Source organism: Aureibaculum luteum, assembly GCF_003449015.1.
In the GTDB taxonomy this organism is placed as follows: Bacteria; Bacteroidota; Bacteroidia; order Flavobacteriales; family Flavobacteriaceae; genus Aureibaculum; species Aureibaculum luteum.
Map to the genome: position 1 here is coordinate 50,841 of NZ_QRGD01000011.1, position 15,038 is coordinate 65,878.

General features: G+C 32.3%; 17 protein-coding genes. 9 read left to right on the top strand and 8 right to left on the bottom strand.

Annotated elements, in window-relative coordinates; genetic code table 11:
• From D3P13_RS19635 to argS, 4 genes are all read right to left on the bottom strand, one after another.
• Nucleotides 1-1,281 carry a DEAD/DEAH box helicase gene (locus tag D3P13_RS19635; RefSeq protein WP_117884945.1) on the bottom strand — a complete coding sequence of 427 codons (1,281 nt, stop codon included), beginning with the start codon at nt 1,279-1,281 and terminating at the stop codon, nt 1-3.
• A gap of 136 nt (nt 1,282-1,417) precedes the next feature.
• On the bottom strand, nt 1,418-2,221 hold the full coding sequence (locus D3P13_RS19640; RefSeq protein WP_117884947.1) for an HAD family hydrolase: 804 nt from the start codon (nt 2,219-2,221) through the stop codon (nt 1,418-1,420).
• Between the two features lie 73 nt (nt 2,222-2,294).
• Nucleotides 2,295-2,789: a hypothetical protein gene (locus tag D3P13_RS19645; RefSeq protein WP_117884949.1), complete on the bottom strand. Its 495-nt coding sequence runs from the start codon at nt 2,787-2,789 to the stop codon at nt 2,295-2,297.
• A 27-nt stretch (nt 2,790-2,816) separates the two neighbouring features.
• Entirely contained in the window at nt 2,817-4,601 is a 1,785-nt protein-coding gene (gene argS / locus D3P13_RS19650) for an arginine--tRNA ligase (RefSeq protein ID WP_117884951.1), read from the bottom strand.
• Between the two features lie 77 nt (nt 4,602-4,678).
• Here argS and bla point away from each other — a divergent pair, with 77 nt between their 5' ends.
• On the top strand, nt 4,679-5,410 hold the full coding sequence (gene bla / locus D3P13_RS19655) for a subclass B1 metallo-beta-lactamase (RefSeq protein ID WP_117884953.1): 732 nt from the start codon (nt 4,679-4,681) through the stop codon (nt 5,408-5,410).
• A 16-nt stretch (nt 5,411-5,426) separates the two neighbouring features.
• Here bla and D3P13_RS19660 read toward each other — a convergent pair whose 3' ends face one another.
• On the bottom strand, nt 5,427-6,785 hold the full coding sequence (locus D3P13_RS19660) for an MBL fold metallo-hydrolase RNA specificity domain-containing protein (protein ID WP_117884955.1): 1,359 nt from the start codon (nt 6,783-6,785) through the stop codon (nt 5,427-5,429).
• Between the two features lie 119 nt (nt 6,786-6,904).
• Here D3P13_RS19660 and D3P13_RS19665 point away from each other — a divergent pair, with 119 nt between their 5' ends.
• The 6 genes from D3P13_RS19665 to D3P13_RS19690 all read left to right on the top strand — a co-directional run bounded on the left by D3P13_RS19665 (nt 6,905) and on the right by D3P13_RS19690 (nt 9,951).
• The gene (locus D3P13_RS19665) at nt 6,905-7,270 is read left to right on the top strand and encodes an arsenate reductase family protein (RefSeq protein WP_117884957.1); all 366 of its coding nucleotides are present in this window, start codon (nt 6,905-6,907) and stop codon (nt 7,268-7,270) included.
• 12 nt (nt 7,271-7,282) lie between these two features.
• Nucleotides 7,283-8,176 carry a DnaJ C-terminal domain-containing protein gene (locus tag D3P13_RS19670; RefSeq protein ID WP_117884959.1) on the top strand — a complete coding sequence of 298 codons (894 nt, stop codon included), beginning with the start codon at nt 7,283-7,285 and terminating at the stop codon, nt 8,174-8,176.
• A 2-nt stretch (nt 8,177-8,178) separates the two neighbouring features.
• Entirely contained in the window at nt 8,179-8,475 is a 297-nt protein-coding gene (locus D3P13_RS19675; RefSeq protein ID WP_117884961.1) for a chaperone modulator CbpM, read from the top strand.
• 27 nt (nt 8,476-8,502) lie between these two features.
• Nucleotides 8,503-8,865, top strand: a complete 363-nt coding sequence (locus D3P13_RS19680) for a cupin domain-containing protein (RefSeq protein ID WP_117885082.1) — start codon at nt 8,503-8,505, stop codon at nt 8,863-8,865.
• 14 nt (nt 8,866-8,879) lie between these two features.
• Nucleotides 8,880-9,302 carry a VOC family protein gene (locus D3P13_RS19685; RefSeq protein WP_117884963.1) on the top strand — a complete coding sequence of 141 codons (423 nt, stop codon included), beginning with the start codon at nt 8,880-8,882 and terminating at the stop codon, nt 9,300-9,302.
• A gap of 190 nt (nt 9,303-9,492) precedes the next feature.
• Entirely contained in the window at nt 9,493-9,951 is a 459-nt protein-coding gene (locus tag D3P13_RS19690; RefSeq protein ID WP_117884965.1) for a YybH family protein, read from the top strand.
• Nucleotides 9,952-9,954: 3 nt separating this feature from the next.
• On the opposite strand, the gene D3P13_RS19695 is transcribed toward D3P13_RS19690, so the two are convergent.
• Complete coding sequence (locus D3P13_RS19695) at nt 9,955-10,830, bottom strand: bifunctional 5,10-methylenetetrahydrofolate dehydrogenase/5,10-methenyltetrahydrofolate cyclohydrolase (protein WP_117884967.1); 876 nt, start codon at nt 10,828-10,830, stop codon at nt 9,955-9,957.
• A gap of 73 nt (nt 10,831-10,903) precedes the next feature.
• The gene (ffh, locus tag D3P13_RS19700) at nt 10,904-12,232 is read right to left on the bottom strand and encodes a signal recognition particle protein (protein WP_117884969.1); all 1,329 of its coding nucleotides are present in this window, start codon (nt 12,230-12,232) and stop codon (nt 10,904-10,906) included.
• Nucleotides 12,233-12,469: 237 nt separating this feature from the next.
• Between ffh and D3P13_RS19705 the strand changes: the two genes are divergently transcribed.
• Complete coding sequence (locus D3P13_RS19705) at nt 12,470-13,873, top strand: nicotinate phosphoribosyltransferase (RefSeq protein ID WP_117884971.1); 1,404 nt, start codon at nt 12,470-12,472, stop codon at nt 13,871-13,873.
• A gap of 13 nt (nt 13,874-13,886) precedes the next feature.
• Complete coding sequence (gene pncA / locus D3P13_RS19710) at nt 13,887-14,501, top strand: bifunctional nicotinamidase/pyrazinamidase (RefSeq protein ID WP_117884973.1); 615 nt, start codon at nt 13,887-13,889, stop codon at nt 14,499-14,501.
• Nucleotides 14,502-14,607: 106 nt separating this feature from the next.
• On the opposite strand, the gene aroQ is transcribed toward pncA, so the two are convergent.
• The gene (gene aroQ / locus D3P13_RS19715; RefSeq protein WP_117884976.1) at nt 14,608-15,024 is read right to left on the bottom strand and encodes a type II 3-dehydroquinate dehydratase; all 417 of its coding nucleotides are present in this window, start codon (nt 15,022-15,024) and stop codon (nt 14,608-14,610) included.
• Between the last annotated feature and the right edge of the window lie 14 nt (nt 15,025-15,038).

Below are 15,038 nucleotides of genomic sequence, written 5' to 3' on the forward strand. Positions count from 1 at the left end.
TTATCTATTCCTAGAGTTTGACTCACGCCTTTTGTTATTAGGATTTTTCTTGATTTTATTCCCATTACGACTATCTCTGTTAGATGAATTATTAGATCTAGAACGTTGTCTTGGCTTTTCATCACTTCCTGGATTATCATCTTTAAAATTAATAAAAGGATGTTCTGATATCACAGGTATTTTCTGTTTGATTAATTTTTCAATATCACGTAAATAGGCTCTTTCTTCTTGGTCGCAAAATGAAACAGCAATACCACTTGCCTTAGCACGTCCTGTTCTACCTATTCTGTGCACATACGTTTCTGCAATATTTGGCAAATCATAATTTACAACTAAGGCCAGTTCATCAATATCAATACCTCTTGCTGCAATGTCAGTTGCAACTAGTACTTTTATTTTACCATCTTTAAAACCTTCTAATGCTTTTACTCTTGCTCCTTGTGATTTATTACCATGGATAGCTGCGGAATTAATTCCTTCTTTATCCAACAACTTTACAATTTTATTGGCACCATGTTTGGTTCTTGAAAACACCAATGTAGAATTAATGGACTGCGTTTCAAGTATATGTACTAATAATTTTATTTTTGCTTTTTTGTGGACAAAATAAATAGCTTGCTCCACTTTTTCTGCAGTGGCTTGTTCTGGTTTTATCGTCACCGTATCAAAATTACCCAATATTTTTCTAGATAATTCTACAATACTTTTAGGCATTGTTGCTGAAAAGAAAAGCGATTGCCTTTTTTGAGGTAATTTTGCTAATATTTTTTTAATATCGTGTATAAACCCCATGTCCAACATCTGATCTGCCTCATCTAATACAAAATACTCTATATCTCTTAAGCTGATAAAACCTTGGTTCATCAAATCTAGCAGTCTACCTGGTGTCGCCACAAGAACATCAACTCCTTGTCGAAGAGCTGCGGTTTGGGCATGTTGTTTTACTCCACCAAAAATAACATTGCATTTGATGCCTGTATTTTTACCGTAGATTTTGAAATTATCATAAATTTGGATAGCTAACTCACGAGTTGGTGTAACTATAAGAGCTTTAATTTTTTTAGAATCTCTACCTTTTTGGTTGTTATTATAAATATGTTGTATAATAGGAATGGCAAACGCGGCCGTTTTACCGGTACCTGTTTGTGCACAGCCCATAAGGTCTTTACCTTTTAATAAAATGGGTATAGCTTGTTCTTGAATTGGTGTTGGGTGTGTATAGCCTTTTTCGTTTAAGGCTTTTAATATCGGCTCAACAATGCCTAAGTCTTTAAATGTCATAGTTTTTTATAAGTTGGCAAAGATAAGGTTTATAAAATTGATGGGTTACCAAGTTCGAGTAATGTTTATATTCGGCTATTTTTTTACAGATATTCCAAAATAAAAATCATTTAACGCTGTAATTCCTTCAAAAATACTATAAAAAATCTCTTAGAAATTTTGCCACACCATCATTTTTATTGGTATCCGTAACTGTGCTACTAACTTCCAAAACCTCTTCAATTGCATTAGATACCGCAACACCAACACCCACAGCTTTCAACATTTCGATATCATTATAATTATCACCAAAAGCAACCACATTTTCTAATGCTAATTTTGGATAATGACTATTTAATAAAACCTCGATAGCTGTCTTTTTAGAAATGGATTTTGGAGCAATTTCTAAATAGGTATCTTTTGACCGATACCCAATTATTTCTGAATCAAATTGGTCTTTTATAATCTCAACTACGCGATCAATATCTTCCGCATCGCCCATTATCATGATTTTATGAGCTCCTTTGTCTTCCTTTTTCCAGTTCGCAATAGTTACGTCAATAGCCTGAATTTCAGGATCAACCTTTGTATTATTCGCTTCTCTTTTTGCCCAATAGTCCAACTCAGGTACATACCATTCATTGGCATGATATAAGCTAAAGTGTAATTCTGTGTTCAAAATAGTTTTATGCAATTTATCGATAATGCTGGTAGATATTTCTGTAGAATCTACAACCGTTTCATTTTCTAAAACCAAACCACCATTATATGCTATTAGAGCTAAATTTTTAATCCCCAATTGACCTTGCAAATGCGTCATTGCTTTAGGCATTCTAGAAGAAATTAATATAAAAGGAATATGAGATAATCTTTTTATCTGCTCAATTGTTGCAATTGAGAGTTCTCTATCTTTGTTTAAAAGCGTTCCGTCAATATCAGAACAAATTAGTTGTATATTCATAAGGAATTGATCTTGGCTATTTGAGTTGCATTATTCTTTCTGATACTTCTACACCTAATAAATTAAAACTATTTTATTCAACTCTTAAAAACTCAGTGTAATAGTGTTTTAATTGCTTACCATTAATAATCTCATCATCATTATAGCCAAACTTCAATGTATTGTTATTGTTTTCAAATATAAAAACATCGGGAATATTGTCATCCGTATAACTATGCTGATTGGCAGTATATGTATAAGTTGTTATAATACGATAAGATCCATTAACACTTCTCTCCCAACTTCCAAAAGTCAAGACGGGCTCAGTCCTTTTCTCACAATCATCGTTTACTTCATCATTTGCATATTCAATAAAATCCAATGAGCCATCTTCAAAAAATATAAATCTAGACTTTTGGTTACAATTATTATTCGAGAATTCAGAAATTGAGTTATCCGTATAAACCTCTACCTCTTTTATAGGTTTCCAAGCACCTATTATGGGATCTTTCGGTTCTTGGTCATTTTCTTTTGTACAAGACGTAAATAATATACTTGAAACTAAAACTAGCACAATTAATTTTTTCATAAATTTATTTGTATTTATTTTATTCTCTTACATCCTTTCCGGCACCTCAATGCCTAACATATCAAAAGCACTCTTTATAACTTCACTTGTTTTTTTGGATAACTGTACTCTAAATACCTTTTCTTGCTCGTCTTCGGCAGCTAAAATGGGGATACTTTGATAGAAAGAATTGTATTCTTTAACCAAGTCGTAGGTATAATTTGCAATTAAAGCAGGACTATAATTTTCTGCGGCTTGTTGTACAACTTCTGGAAATAAAGCCAACTGTTTTAAGACTGATTTTTCTTTATCTTCTAGGGCTGTATCATTTATGTTTGTTACTAAAGCATAGTCAAAATCTGCTTTTCGTAATATAGATTGTATTCTTGCATAGGTATACTGAATAAAAGGCCCTGTATTTCCTTGAAAATCTATAGATTCTTTGGGATCAAATAAAATTCGTTTTTTAGGATCAACTTTTAGAATATGGTATTTTAAAGCTCCTAAGCCTATGGTTTTAAATAAGCTTGCTTTTTCTCCATCCGTATACCCTTCTAGTTTCCCTAGATCTTCAGAAATTTCTCTGGCGGTGTTGGTCATGTCCAGTAGTAAATCATCTGCATCAACTACCGTTCCTTCACGAGATTTCATTTTTCCTGAAGGTAAATCAACCATACCATAACTCAAATGGTAAAGATTTTTAGCCCAATCAAACCCTAGTTTTTTAAGTATCAAAAAGAGTACTTTAAAATGATAATCTTGCTCGTTACCCACGGTATAAACCAATCCTCCAACATCTGGGTAATCCTTAATACGTTGTATTGCCGTACCAATATCTTGTGTCATATACACCGCTGTACCATCAGAACGTAATACTATTTTCTCATCAAGACCATCGTCAGTTAAATCTATCCAAACTGATCCGTCATCCTTTTTATAAAAGACACCTTTTTCTAAGCCTTCTGCTACAATATCTTTACCTAATAAATAGGTATCACTTTCATAATAATTTTTATCAAAATCAACTCCAAGAGCTTTGTACGTTTGTTCAAACCCGTCATACACCCATTGGTTCATTTCTTTCCATAAGTCAACAACAGTTTTATCATTGGCTTCCCATTTTTGAAGCATTTCTTGAGCTTCTAAAAGTAATGGTGCTTGTTTTTTTGCATCATCTTCAGCGTATCCTTTAGAAACTAAATCGAGAATCTCTTTTTTGTATTCTTGATCAAATTTCACATAATAATTACCCACCAACTTATCACCTTTTAGGCTTGTGCTCTCTGGCGTCTCTCCATTTCCCCATTTTTGCCAAGCCAACATGCTTTTACAAATATGAATACCACGGTCATTAATTATCTGTGTTTTATAAACTTTTTTACCAGACGCCTTTATAATTTCAGCAACTGAATAACCCAATAAATTATTTCGAATATGACCTAAATGCAAAGGTTTATTAGTGTTTGGCGAAGAATATTCAACCATAACCGATTTCTGACCTGATTCAGGTTCTTTAATTCCAAAATTATCTATTTGATAGCTCTTCTCAAAGTTTTCAATAAAATAAGCATCGCTCAATACTAGATTTAAAAAACCTTTGACCACATTGAATTTTGTTATTTCAGTAACATTTTCAGTAAGATACACACCTAACTTTGTACCTATTTCAACGGGGTTGCCTTTAATTACTTTTAAAAACGGAAAAACCACTACAGTAATATCTCCTTCAAAATCTTTTCGGGTAGCTTGAAACTCTACATTTTCAATGTCAACATTATAAATCTCTTGCAATCCAGCTCTAATAGCTTTGTCTATGGTTTCTTGAATATTCATCAAAATAAAAAATTAGGGGGCAAAATTAATGAATTCATAAAGGATTTACTATTTTTAAAGCTTATTAATACACCAAAATAAAAATTAAACAGCTAACAAGTCTATTTTTATTTTTAGTTTCATGTCAAACGCAAATTGAAAAAGAAATATATAAATCTGAAAACCTTGTGATACAACAAGTAACAGAAAATACGTTTATACATATTTCTTATTTACAAACTCAAGATTTTGGAAAAGTAGCTTGTAACGGCATGGTATTTATTAAAGAAGGTGAAGCGATGGTCTTTGATACACCTACTGATAATGCCACTTCAAAAGAACTTATCGATTGGCTTCAGAATAAGAAAAAGGTTGATATTAAAGGAGTGGTAGTAACTCATTTTCATAAAGATTGCCTTGGTGGATTACAGGAGTTTCACAAAAACAATATAAAATCATATGCCTCTGAAAAAACCATAGCAATGATAAAAGATAAAAGTGCAGAATTACCTCAAGTCACTTTAGACCTTAAAAAAAATCTTGTACTAAATGGTGAAATCATAAGAAATTCATATTCTGGAGAAGGACATACTAATGACAATATTGTAAGCTACATACCCAGTGAAAAAGTCCTTTTTGGCGGTTGTTTGATAAAATCAATTGGAGCAAAAAAAGGAAATTTAGAGGATGCTAATACTGCAGATTGGTCAAATACCGTTTCAAAAATAATAAAGGAATTACCAAACATAGTACATGTCATTCCAGGACATGGTAAAGCCGGAGGAACAGAATTACTATCTTATACAGTAGAATTATTCAATCAAGAATAACAGTAAGGTACCCTTTTTAACTTAGGTAATACTCTTTATTCATTTTAGCCACAGTACAATTCCACCCTAAATCCGTTTTAATTTTAGTTCTTAACACTTGACTTTGATGTGGTTCTCCATGATTTATAAATGTAAGTGTTGGTGGACTGGTAAAATGAGTTAACCAATCTAATAATTCACTCTGATCTGCATGGCCAGAAAATGCATTAATCTTAAAGACTTCCGCCTCAATTTTATGGTATTTTCCAAAAAATTTGATTTCTCGATCTCCTTCCAATAAAGCCCGACCTCTTGTACCTTCTGCCTGGAAACCAACAATTAACACACTATTTTTTTTATCACCAATATTATTATCTAAATAATGCAGTACTCGCCCACCTGTAATCATTCCACTACCCGCCAAAACTATCTTTGGGTTATCATCATTTACTATAGCTTTTGAGGCGTCAATATTACTTATTAATTCCACTGTTGCTAACATACTATTGATATCTGCCGTGGTTAATGTATGATTTTTTGTATGTTTAAAATAGACCTCCGTTGCGTTTACTCCCATTGGACTGTCTAAATAAATAGGAATGTTCGGCAATAAATTTCTGCGTTTTAAAACACTTAATAGATAAATAATTTCTTGAGCTCTTTCCACTGAAAAAGTTGGTATAATTAATATTCCTCTTTTTGTATAGGTATGTTTTATTGTTCTTAACAATTCATCTTCAATAGAAATATCCTCATGAATTCTATTACCGTAAGTAGATTCTATTACCAAATAATCTGCTTTCTGAATGTAATTATACGGATGTAAAAGTATAGGTTGCTTTCTACCAATATCTCCCGAAAAAACAAATGTTTTCCCTTTCACTTCTAAAACAATAAAAACACTACCTAAAATATGACCGCTATTTAAAAACTTAAATTTAATTTCTTCGTCAATAGCATGCCATACATCTTCTTCAAAAGTTTTAAAATGTGCAAGGGTATCTTTAGCATCATCTACATCGTATAAAGGCTCCGCTGGCTTATGCTTGGTATACCCATATCTATTGGCTCTTTCCGCCTCTTCTTTTTGAATTTTACCACTATCGAGTAATATAATCTCGGTTAAATCTCTAGTAGCTTCTGTACAATAAATTTTACCCTGATAACCATTTTTTACCAATACAGGCAAATAACCACAATGATCTAAATGAGCATGAGTTAATAACACAACATCTAAATCGCTTAGGTTTATAGGGAGCGGTTCTCTATTTTTTAAACGTAATTCTTTAAGCCCTTGGAATAAGCCACAATCAATTAATATTTTTTTATAATTTACTTCTAATAATATTTTAGAACCTGTTACCGTGCCAGCTCCTCCAAAAAAAGTAAGTTTCATATATTTTAATTTATACGTAATATTAAGCTTAAGGTTTAAAATTTAAAATGATATTAATCAGTATTATTCTATCTCTTTTTTCCTACTTTTATAAGTCAATAGTTATATATTATAAATAGATGGGAGAAATAGCGACATCAAACAGACAAATTACACTGTATTATAATTCAAACTCAGTAAGGGCAAAGCAAACATTGGCTTATGCTAAATCAGAAGGATTGCCAATACATGAAATAGACATGTTAAAAACCAAATTAACAGGTACACAACTTGTTGAATTAGCTGATAAATTAAATTTGGAATTAAAAGATTTGGTTAATCAAGAACATCCTGCTTATGCTAAACATTTTGAACATCATAACTTCTCTACTGATGATTGGATAAAAATGATACAAAATAATCCTGAAATAATGAAACAGCCCATTGCTTTAAGAGGAGAAATTACTATTTTAGTGGAGACACCAACAGATATTATTAAAATTTAAAAATCTAAATAAATGGCATTTATAGATTACTATAAAATATTAGAGATATCAAAAACCGCATCAGAAAAGGACATCAAAAAAGCCTATAGAAAATTAGCCAGAAAATATCATCCAGACTTAAATCCAAATAACAAAGCGTCTGAAAAAAAGTTTAAGGAAATTAACGAAGCCAATGAGGTCTTAAGTAATCCTGAAAACAGAAAAAAATATGATGAGTATGGCAAAGATTGGCAACATGCTGAACAATTCGAAAAAGCAAAACAACAAAATCAATACCAAGGAAATTCAGGGCAACGTACCTACTCTGGTAATTCTTCAGAACATGATTTTTCAGATTTTTTTGAATCGATGTTCGGCGGTAGAAGTTCCGGTCAACGAAGTAGTGCTGGTGTTAAGTTTAGAGGACAAGATTTTAATGCAGAATTACAACTGAATCTTAAAGATGTGTACGCAACACATAAGCGTACATTAACCGTAAACGGTAAGAATATAAGAATTACAATTCCAGCAGGTATAGAAAACGGACAGGTAATTAAAATTAAAGGACATGGTAGTAAAGGCGTTAATGGCGGTCCAAATGGTGACTTGTTTATTACCTTTTCAATAATTAATAACACCAAGTTTAAACGAGATCATGAGCATCTTTATACCGATGCTTCTATTGATATTTATACAGCTATTTTAGGTGGTGATATTACCGTAGACACCTTTGATGGTAAGGTAAAATTGAAAGTGAAGCCAGAAACACAAAATGGTACCAAAGTAAAATTGAGTGGTAAAGGTTTTCCTAAGTACAAAAAAGAAGGAGAATATGGTAATCTGTATATTACCTATACCATTGAGATGCCTAAAAATCTTTCCATTAAAGAGAAAGAATTATTTCAAGAACTTAAAAAATTACAGTAATTATGGACACAGATAATTATATATCAATACAACAATTTTGTCTTCATTATAACGTACCATCATCTTTCTTAGACACATTAAGTGAATATGAATTGGTTGAAATTGTTAAAATAGAAAAGACACAATGTGTAGCTAAAAATCACATTAGTACTATTGAAAAATTGATACGTTTACATTTTGACCTAGATATTAATATGGAAGGATTAGATGTTGTAGATAAACTTTTAAAACGTGTTGAAAATTTACAAACAGAAATTATAACACTTAACAATAGGTTAAGTTTATACGAAGAGGAATAACTCTTATTTTTACAAAAAATGAAAAAAATGAAATATTATCAAATTCAGAAATCACCCTTTGTCGTTCCTACTGATGACGGAAAAGTAATTGAAGAACATTTTGGCTTAGCAACCGATGGCAATTCAGATGTAAGCATTGCTCATATGATAGCTCCTCCAGGCTGGTCTGAACCTTTTCAGTCTCCTGAATTTGATGAATATACGTATATCATAAAAGGCAAAAAACAATTTATTATTGAAGGTGAAAAAATAGTTTTAGAAACGGGACAATCTATTAAAATAAAAAAGAATGCAAGAGTTCAGTATTCAAATCCGTTTAATGAAGCTTGTGAATATCTCGCAATTTGCTTGCCCGCCTTTTCAATTGACGCAGTAAATAGAGAATCTTAAAAAAACAAAAAACGATGACAAAAGTACAGCCATTCCACATTGCAATTCCCGTTCATAACTTAGCCGAGTGCAGAAAATTTTACAATACTGTTTTAGAATGTGAAGAAGGTAGAAGTAGTGATCATTGGGTCGATTTTAATTTTTTTGGACATCAATTAGTAATCCATTTTAAGCCAAAATCAGAAGAAAAATCTCATACGAATGCTGTTGATGGAAAAAGTGTACCTGTGCCACATTATGGTGTGGTATTAGAATGGAATACTTTTCAAGATTTTTCAAGTAAATTAAAGTCTAAAAATGTTGAATTTATAATTGAGCCTTACATCCGTTTTGAAGGTGAAATAGGAGAACAAGCCACTATGTTTTTTTTAGACCCAGCAGGAAATGCATTAGAATTTAAAGCTTTTAAAGATGTGAATCAACTTTTCGCTAAATAGCGTAAAACTATTTTGATGAAAATTATGTTAAAATAAAGGTTAAATATTTACTAATTATTTTAATAATGATACGGTAACCATAACAGAATTCGTAATTTTGATAAAAATTCATATACCATGATTCTTGTTAAAGTTATTGTTGCAGTTCTTATTACGCTTCTTTCAATACTCAGTTAATTTTAAAGTCACTATGTCATCTAGAATTAATGCTTTTTTACTGTTTTTACTATTAACCATTTCTGTTAACGCACAAGAGTATGTCGGTAAGGGTGAGGATGTTAGTGTTATTTTAAAAAATACCAAAGAATTTTCTAAGGCTTATATAGATGGCGATATTGAAAAATTAACTTCTCTTTATAGTGAAGATGGTAAAATTTTCCCTGAGAATTCGGATATAATTGAGGGATATGAAGCCATTAAAAAACGGTGGACTATACCCAAACACATAAAAATAGTATCACATAAAGTTACTCCAAAAGAAATTAACGTAATTGATAATTATGCATATGATTATGGTTACTTTGAAGGAACTTCTAAAAACAACAAAAACAACACTACTTCCGCTTTTAAAGGCAAATATGTTATTGTTTGGAAAAAAGTAAATGAAGACTGGAAAATATATCTAGATATCTGGAATTCAATCGAATAAACTTTACTCCTTATTTTCGCAAGCTAAAAGTGTGTTTTTCAAAAGCATTGCAATAGTCATTGGTCCAACACCACCAGGAACAGGAGTAATAAAACTCGCTTTTTTGCTTACACTTTCAAAATGCACATCACCAGCTAATTTATAACCTCGTTTTTTTGTAGCATCATCAACTCTTGTAATACCTACATCAATAACAACCACACCGTCTTTTACCATATCACCAGTAAGAAACTCTGCAATTCCTAAAGCGGCAACAATAATATCAGCTTGTAATGTTAATTCCTTTAGATTTTTTGTACGACTGTGAGCAACGGTTACAGTAGCATTACCTGCTTTACGTTTTTGACTCATTAAGATACTCATTGGCCTACCAACAATATGACTTCTACCAATAACGACAACATGTTTACCAGATGTTTCAACTTCATATCTTTCAAGAAGCTCTAAAATTCCATATGGTGTAGCAGGTAAAAAAGAAGGTAAATCTAAGGTCATTTTCCCAACATTAGTTGGGTGAAACCCATCAACATCTTTATCTGGGTTTACAGCCATCAATACCTTTTGTTCATCAATATGTTTTGGCAAGGGTAATTGAACTATAAACCCATCAATACTATCATTATTGTTGAGACTTTCAATTTCTTGTAATAATTTCTCTTCAGTAGTTTCTTCTGGTAAATCTATTAATGTAGACTCGAAACCTACCAATTCACAGGCCTTAACTTTTGCTCCAACATAGGTCATACTTGCTCCGTCAGTACCCACTAACACGGCAACAAGATGCGGTGTTTTTTTTCCTTGTGATTTTAATAGTTTTACTGATTCAGCAATTTCAGATTTTAATTCAGCTGATGTTTTTTTACCGTCAAGAATTATCATTATAAAAATATGAGATATTAATATTATTTTTAGTTGAGTCTCAAGTCAAATAGCTCAAGCCTCAGCTCCAGTTTTATTTCATCCCCTTCATCATTTGCATCATTTTTTTGCCACCACCACCTTGCATCATTTTCATCATTTTACTCATTTGATCAAATTGTTTCATGAGTTGATTCACTTCTTGAACCGAAGTTCCAGAACCTTTTGCAATACGTTTTTTTCTACTTGCATTGATTTCCGTTGGCGTGCTTCTTTCAAGAGGCGTCATTGAATGTATAATAGCTTCAATTCCTTTAAAAGCATCATCATCAATATCTATATCTTTCATAGCCTTACCAACACCAGGAATCATACCTACCAAATCCTTCATGTTACCCATTTTCTTGATTTGCTGAATTTGTTTTAAGAAATCATCAAATCCGAATTGGTTTTTAGCTATTTTTTTCTGTATTTTTCTAGCCTCTTCTTCATCATATTGCTCTTGAGCTCTTTCTACCAAAGAAACGACATCACCCATTCCCAAAATACGTTCTGCCATCCTATCGGGATGAAAAACATCAATGGCTTCCATTTTTTCACCAGTACCAATAAACTTAATCGGTTTATCAACAACAGATTTTATAGATAAGGCTGCTCCACCTCGGGTATCACCATCTAACTTCGTTAAGATAACTCCTTCAAAATTTAAGACATCATTAAAGGCTTTTGCCGTATTTACAGCATCTTGCCCTGTCATAGAATCTACCACAAACAATGTTTCTTGTGGATTTACAGCTTTATGAATATTTGAGATCTCGGTCATCATAGTTTCATCAACAGCCAAACGACCGGCAGTATCTATAATAACAACATTCTTACCATTCGCTTTGGCATACTTTACGGCATTTTCAGAAATCTCAACAGGATTCTGATTACCTTCTTCCGCATAAACCTCAACACCAATCTGCTCGCCAACAACTTTTAATTGATTAATTGCTGCAGGTCTGTAAACATCACAACCTACTAATAAAACTTCTTTTGATTTTTTGGTCTTTAGATAATTAGCCAATTTACCAGAAAAAGTAGTTTTACCAGAACCTTGTAAACCTGACATTAAAATTACAGTAGGAGAACCTTTTAAATTAATTCCAACGGTTTCTCCTCCCATGAGTTCTGTCAACTCATCTTTAACTATTTTTACAAGTAACTGACCTGGGTTTAATGTGGTTAACACGTTTTGACCTAAGGCTTTTTCTTTTACACGAGCCGTAAATTCTTTAGCTATTTTATAATTAACATCGGCATCTAACAAAGCCCTACGGACCTCCTTTAATGTTTCTGCAACATTTATTTCTGTTATTTGACCATGTCCTTTTAAGACATGAATAGCTTTATCTAATTTATCACTTAAATTTGAAAACATTGGCGTTCTGCATTTTTTTGTATCGTGCAAAGATAATGATTAGAAGTTAAAAATATAAACGAATACGTGCGATTTAAAAAAACACCCTTCTTTTTTAAATTTTATCAATATTTATAAGGATTTTCAACTACTTATTACTTAACATAGCCCTTTAGTTTATGCTATTTTTCATAAAAAAGTATAATTAATTAAGATCCTACTTAAAGACTAATACTTATATTTGTTTAAAAACAAGACGTGTTCAAAATTTCTGCTACTTATACCGATTTGTACCAACTCAGGATGGCACAAGCCTATTTTAAAAATAATAAACATGAGCAAACAGCCGTGTTTGATTATTACTTTAGAAAAAACCCTTTTGAAGGAGGCTATACTATTTTTGCTGGTCTTGAAGATTTATTACAAAAACTAAAAAGTTTACGATTTAGCAAGGAAGATATCTCGTTTTTAAAAACTCAAAATTTTCCTGACGATTTTTTAGATTATTTAGAAAAATTCCGCTTTCATGGAAAAATATTTTCTGTTATGGAAGGTGATGTGATTTTTCCAAACCGACCGACGCTCCGTGTAGAAGGCACTCTTATTGAAGCTCAACTCATTGAAACAATAGTTCTAAATTTACTTAATTTTCAAAGCTTAATTGCGACTAAAGCTCGTCGTATGCGATTTATTGCAGGTAATCGCTCTTTATTGGATTTTGGACTAAGGCGTGCACAAGGACCAGGTGGTTATTATGCTTCTCGTGCTGCCTTTATTGGTGGTTTTGATGGCACTAGTAATGTTATTGCTGGAGAAGATTTTAATATCCCTATTTCAGGAACCATGGCTCATTCCTTTGTGCAAAGTTATGATAATGAGCTCGAATCTTTTAGAGATTTCGCCCTACAACTTCCAAAAAAATGTGTCCTTTTAGTAGACACGTACAACACCTTAAAAAGTGGTATACCCAACGCCATTATCATAGCCAAAGAAATGGAGGTACGTGGTGAAAAGTTATTTGCTATTCGATTGGACAGTGGAGATTTAGCTTATTTTGCCAAAGAAAGCAGAAAGCTTCTAGATGCAGCCGGACTACACTATGTAAAAATAGCAGCATCAAATCAATTAGATGAATATGTAATAAAAAGTTTGCAAGAACAAAATGCACCCATTGACATCTATGGTGTAGGTACTAATTTGGTCATTGGCAAACCAAATGGAGCTCTAGATGGTGTATATAAACTTGCTTTTTCTAATGGAAAACCAAGAATTAAAATTTCAGAAAATTTAGAAAAAATCACATTGCCACACGCCAAGCAAGTTTACCGTGTAACATCTGAGGAGGGCACATGGATTGGGGCGGACGTTATTAGTTTGAAAACCGAGAATCATGTTACAACTATGCATCATCCTTTTGACCCATTTAAGCAAATGGACATTGACAGTTTAAAACAAGAACCGTTGCTAAAAGAAGTAATGGGCGAAGGAGAAATTAAAATTAAACTACGTACGCTTTCAGAAATTGCAGAATATAGTCGCGAGCGTTTTGCTCAACTACCATTAGAATATAAACGTTTTTACAATCCACATCAATACAAAATAGGAATAAGTACAGCACTCAAAAAAGAGCAAGAAGCACTGATCAAATCACGTAAAATTTAACCCGTTTAAACATATGCAAGCTCTACTTTTAATTGATGTTCAGCCAGATTTTATGCCTAATGGTAATTTACCTGTGCCTGACGGCGACACCATTTTACCTATGATCAATCAAGTGCAATCACATTTTGATTTGGTGGTAGCAACACAAGATTGGCATCCTAAAAACCATATTAGTTTTGCGAATAACCACTCAGGTAAGAAAGAGTTTGACGTAATTACCATTGATGGACTATCACAAACATTATGGCCTACACATTGTGTGCAAAACACATCAGGTGCTGCCTTGCATGCAAAACTTAATGATCAAGCTATTGAAGCTATTTTCAGAAAAGGAACTTCTGTAGAAATTGATAGTTGTAGTGCTTTTTATGACAACGCCCATTTAAAATCTACAGGATTAACTGGGTATTTAAAAGATAAAGGAGTTCGTGAAATTTATTTTTGTGGATTGGCTGCAGATATTTGTGTCTACTTCTCCATAATTGATGCTCTAAATGAAGGATTTAAATGTATTGTTATCAATGAAGCCGTACAAGCATTAGATAAAGATGTTTATCACCGGCAACAAATTGAATTACGCAAAAAAGGAGTGCAATTTATAGGTGTTAACGAGCTTATTAATACATAAGCTATATATTACTTTTTTAAATGTAATGCATTAGCTTAAAAGAACTCTCATTGTCAAATTCACGTTTTTCAATTGTATCACACAATTACTCAAACGGTAGATCTCACTATTTTATAAAACTTTCTAAAGCTAACTGATATCCTTTTAGTCCAAACCCCACTATAACTCCAGCAGCATTAGGAGAAATATAAGAATGCTGTCTAAACTCTTCACGAGCATAAACATTAGAGATATGCACTTCAACGACGGGGGGTTCAATAGCTTTTACAGCATCACCAATACCCACAGAGGTATGTGTATAAGCAGCTGCATTTAAGATGATACCATGATAATCAAAACCAACTTCATGCATTTTATCAATAAGTTCACCTTCAATATTCGATTGAAAATATTCAAGTTGAATGTTGGGATATTGCTTTTTTAAACTATTAAAATACTCCTCAAACGAGGCATTACCGTAAATAGTTGGCTCACGTTTACCTAATAAGTTTAAATTTGGTCCGTTGATGATGATTATTTTCACTCGTTTCGATTTTT

What these genes read in the sequence shown, in the direction of transcription:
- D3P13_RS19675 (WP_117884961.1), top strand. Translation starts at nt 8,179, where the DNA reads ATGGACACAGATAATTATATATCAATACAACAATTTTGTCTTCATTAT.
- D3P13_RS19660 (WP_117884955.1), bottom strand. Translation starts at nt 6,785, where the DNA reads ATGAAACTTACTTTTTTTGGAGGAGCTGGCACGGTAACAGGTTCTAAA.
- D3P13_RS19680 (WP_117885082.1), top strand. Translation starts at nt 8,503, where the DNA reads ATGAAATATTATCAAATTCAGAAATCACCCTTTGTCGTTCCTACTGAT.
- D3P13_RS19690 (WP_117884965.1), top strand. Translation starts at nt 9,493, where the DNA reads ATGTCATCTAGAATTAATGCTTTTTTACTGTTTTTACTATTAACCATT.
- argS (WP_117884951.1), bottom strand. Translation starts at nt 4,601, where the DNA reads ATGAATATTCAAGAAACCATAGACAAAGCTATTAGAGCTGGATTGCAA.
- D3P13_RS19695 (WP_117884967.1), bottom strand. Translation starts at nt 10,830, where the DNA reads ATGATAATTCTTGACGGTAAAAAAACATCAGCTGAATTAAAATCTGAA.
- D3P13_RS19665 (WP_117884957.1), top strand. Translation starts at nt 6,905, where the DNA reads ATGGGAGAAATAGCGACATCAAACAGACAAATTACACTGTATTATAAT.
- D3P13_RS19640 (WP_117884947.1), bottom strand. Translation starts at nt 2,221, where the DNA reads ATGAATATACAACTAATTTGTTCTGATATTGACGGAACGCTTTTAAAC.
- D3P13_RS19635 (WP_117884945.1), bottom strand. Translation starts at nt 1,281, where the DNA reads ATGACATTTAAAGACTTAGGCATTGTTGAGCCGATATTAAAAGCCTTA.
- D3P13_RS19685 (WP_117884963.1), top strand. Translation starts at nt 8,880, where the DNA reads ATGACAAAAGTACAGCCATTCCACATTGCAATTCCCGTTCATAACTTA.
- pncA (WP_117884973.1), top strand. Translation starts at nt 13,887, where the DNA reads ATGCAAGCTCTACTTTTAATTGATGTTCAGCCAGATTTTATGCCTAAT.
- D3P13_RS19645 (WP_117884949.1), bottom strand. Translation starts at nt 2,789, where the DNA reads ATGAAAAAATTAATTGTGCTAGTTTTAGTTTCAAGTATATTATTTACG.
- ffh (WP_117884969.1), bottom strand. Translation starts at nt 12,232, where the DNA reads ATGTTTTCAAATTTAAGTGATAAATTAGATAAAGCTATTCATGTCTTA.
- D3P13_RS19670 (WP_117884959.1), top strand. Translation starts at nt 7,283, where the DNA reads ATGGCATTTATAGATTACTATAAAATATTAGAGATATCAAAAACCGCA.